This is a genomic window from Phycisphaerae bacterium (assembly GCA_035384605.1).
Lineage (GTDB): Bacteria > Planctomycetota > Phycisphaerae > UBA1845 > PWPN01 > JAUCQB01.
In genome coordinates this window covers 8047-11084 of the sequence record DAOOIV010000069.1, presented here as the reverse complement: position 1 = coordinate 11084, position 3038 = coordinate 8047, and the positions used below count along the sequence as shown (strand labels likewise).

At 63.5% G+C, this 3038-nt stretch carries 2 protein-coding genes; one reads left to right on the top strand and one right to left on the bottom strand.

The genetic code is table 11. From position 1 onward, the window contains the following. The first annotated feature begins 123 nt into the window (after window positions 1-123). Complete coding sequence (locus tag PLL20_14605) at window positions 124-2112, top strand: hypothetical protein (GenBank protein ID HPD31219.1); 1989 nt, start codon at window positions 124-126, stop codon at window positions 2110-2112. An 86-nt stretch (window positions 2113-2198) separates the two neighbouring features. On the opposite strand, the gene PLL20_14600 is transcribed toward PLL20_14605, so the two are convergent. Further along, on the bottom strand, window positions 2199-3038 hold an 840-nt coding region (locus tag PLL20_14600), incomplete at its 5' end, for a tetratricopeptide repeat protein (GenBank protein HPD31218.1).

The following is a 3038-nucleotide window of genomic DNA, read 5'->3' as shown; positions in this document are numbered from 1 at the left end:
GCCGCCCGTCTCACAGAGGGCCGACGAGGGCGTCGGCCCCACTTCACGGCGCGAGCTTGAACCCTCGAAAGACAGGGACCGCCCCTTTGACTTTCGACCTCGGGGCGCAAGAATGAGCGGACTATGACAAAAACGCACTACATGCTTGGATCGTTGCTCGTTGCGGCGAGCGCCCTGACCGTGGATTCGGCGATGGCGCAGGAGACCCGCCCGGCGCCCGACTGGCCGGCGGGCTGGACGGCAGCGTGGTCTGCGCCGGGAGCTGAACTGCGCCCGCTTCAGATCCTGCATGGTGTTCCGAAGGGCCAGGCCAACCCCGCGGCGATGGCTGCTCTGAAAGAGCTCGGCCTCGGCGGGATCGTCTGCAATGTCGCTTTCAATGACTACCTGGTCTCGGAGCCGAACTGGGCCACGCTGGTCAAGGCGATCGAAGCTTGTCACGAGGTCGGACTGCTGGCATGGATCTATGACGAGAAGGGGTATCCGAGCGGATCGGCCGGAGGTTTGGTGCTCAAGGAAAACCCTGTGCTCGAAGCTCTCGCCTTGGCCTACGACCCGTCGAGACCCGATCCGTTTATGATCCGACCGTCGTACGAGCACACACACGCGAGCAACAATTTCCACGCGGCGCGGCGATACATCAATCTGCTCGATGGCGCGGCGGTGAGCACCTTCATCGACAAGACACACCGTGCGTACTGGCAACGGATCAAGAGGCACTTCGGTGCGACCATCCCTGCGGTGTTCACCGACGAGCCCTCGCTGATGGCGGTCAACATCGGTCAACTTGGCGAGGAGATCCGAAAGAAGGTCCACGTGGACGACCCCGTGGATCCGGGCGTGCAGCCGCTGCCGTCGGTGCCATGGGTTGCCGACCTGCCCGACCAGTACCGCAAGCGTTATGGCGAGGACCTCATGGTCGTGCGCCTCAGCCTGTTCACCGGCGATGCCGAGGCCGATCGGCAGGTGCGACGTCGCTTTTGGGGATTAGTCGCCGATCTTGTTTCCGAGCGGTACTTCGGGCAGATCCAGGACTGGTGTCGCCGACACCGTGTTGCATCCTCCGGGCATATTCTCTGGGAGGAGAATCCTATCTGCCACACAGCTTTGTACGGCAACAGTCTCGAGGCATTGCGCCGGATGGACATTCCGGGGCTGGATATGCTGTCTTCATGGCCGCAGACGGTTGTATACGGCGGGTGGATGGCCGCTGTTTTGCCCGCGTCGGCGGCGATCATTGAGGGCCGCCGTCGCGTCATGACCGAGGTGAGCGATTTTTCGCAGACCCTGGCCGGCAAGCCCCCTGCGTCGCTCGCCGAGATGCAGGCAACCGCAGCATGGCAGGCGGCGTTCGGCGTGACCGAGTTCACGCTCTACTACGATCGTGCGAAGCGTCCGGCCCAGGAGTATCGGGCGTACAACGACTTCGTCGGCCGGCTCAACGCTTTGCTTCGCGATGCCCGGCTCGATCCCGACGTCATCCTGTACTACCCGATCCATGACCTGTGGGCGGACTATCTGCCGGTAGCCGGGCCGCTGAGACTGGAGACGCAATGTGAGCACTCGCAGCGACTGGTGAACTCATTCATGCGGATGGGGCAGCGTCTGGCGACTTCGCAACAGCCGTTTGTGATCGCCGATCACGAGGTGCTGGCGGCGGCCGAGGTGCGCGATAGCAAGCTGTGGATTCGCGATCACGCATTTCATGCACTGGTGCTGCCGGACGGTGCAGAGTTGCCGGAGGCGGCATCAGGCGTCGTAGCGAAGTTCAGGGATGCCGGCGGGCGGATCGTTCGCGACGAGTTGAAGGGCGAAGCGGCCCGATTCGATGGCGAAAACGAGACCGGCGCGAGTGGCCGACTTCAACCGGCGTCGGATCGGATCATCCTCGGGCGGTTCACCAGGGATGGCCGCGAGATCCTGCTTCTGGTGAATGTGGGGACACAAACGTACACAGGCAGGGTGTCGGTGCGTTCTCCGGGCACTTGGTGGCGCGCCGACCCGGCGAGCGGTGAGGTCAAACAAGAAGACGTCGCTCAAGGGGATGAGATCGGGCTTTCGCTTCCGGTGAATGCGACGGTCATCCTGGTCGGTCCCGCCTTCCGCAGGTAGTGCAGTGGCTCGGATTCACAAAACCGGGGTTCTTGATTCCGTTCCACGCGGCGGACGGCGTGCAAAGCACGCCCTACCGCGCCGCGTCAGGGCGAGAGCGGAATACCCAGGTCTTCGGCCTGCTTTCGGCAGGCGGCGTCGGAGCAGAGCCTGCGGAACTCGCCCATGAGAAGCGATGCACTCTCCTGCTCTCCTTCAATCTGGAGCATTCTCGCGGCAAGATAGTAGGGCCAAGGCTGGTCCGAATGCCTTTCTCCGTAGAGCCGCACGGCCTGTTTCATGCGCGGCAGCATCTCTCGGCGCGGACCTTCTTCTGCCCGAGCGGCCGATTCGACCCACTTGACGGCCGGACTCGGATCGCCGTCGCCCAAAGCCAGCATGGCGAGGGCTGCGTCAAAAACGGGATCATTCTCAAGCCGCCCCGCACATTCGTTCAGCAGCTTTCGCGACTCATTTGATTGCTGTCGCAAGAGCAGCGCCCAGGCCAGCGAGCACTTGAGGTCGGCGGCATCGGGCTCACGCCTCAGAGAGCCGGCCCAGAGATCGGCACCCGCCGCAAGTTGACCGCCTTCGACCAGGAGATCATAAGCGGTCCAGAGTGTCTGGCGGTCTGATGTGTCGGCCAGAGCCCGAACAAGGATCCTTGCGGCCTCGGGACCCTGCCCTCTGCTGATGAGAAGACCGGCCAGATTGAGAGCCGCGGCTTCGGCCTGGGGGTTGATGGAGAGTGCCGTTCGGTAAGATTCAAGGGCACGGCCGGGCTGGCCGAGGTTGACCTGGCACACCCCCAGGTTGGTCCAGGCCGTCCAGGATTCAGGGGCATACGAGAGCAACTTCTGCAGGCGGGCGGCGGCCAGGTTGTACTGCGAGCGGCCGATCTCGATCTCGGCCATCATGGCCATGGCGACGGTTTCTGGAAGCTGGCG

Coding starts and splice junctions, on each gene's coding strand:
- PLL20_14605 (HPD31219.1), top strand. CDS start 124: ATGACAAAAACGCACTACATGCTTGGATCGTTGCTCGTTGCGGCGAGC.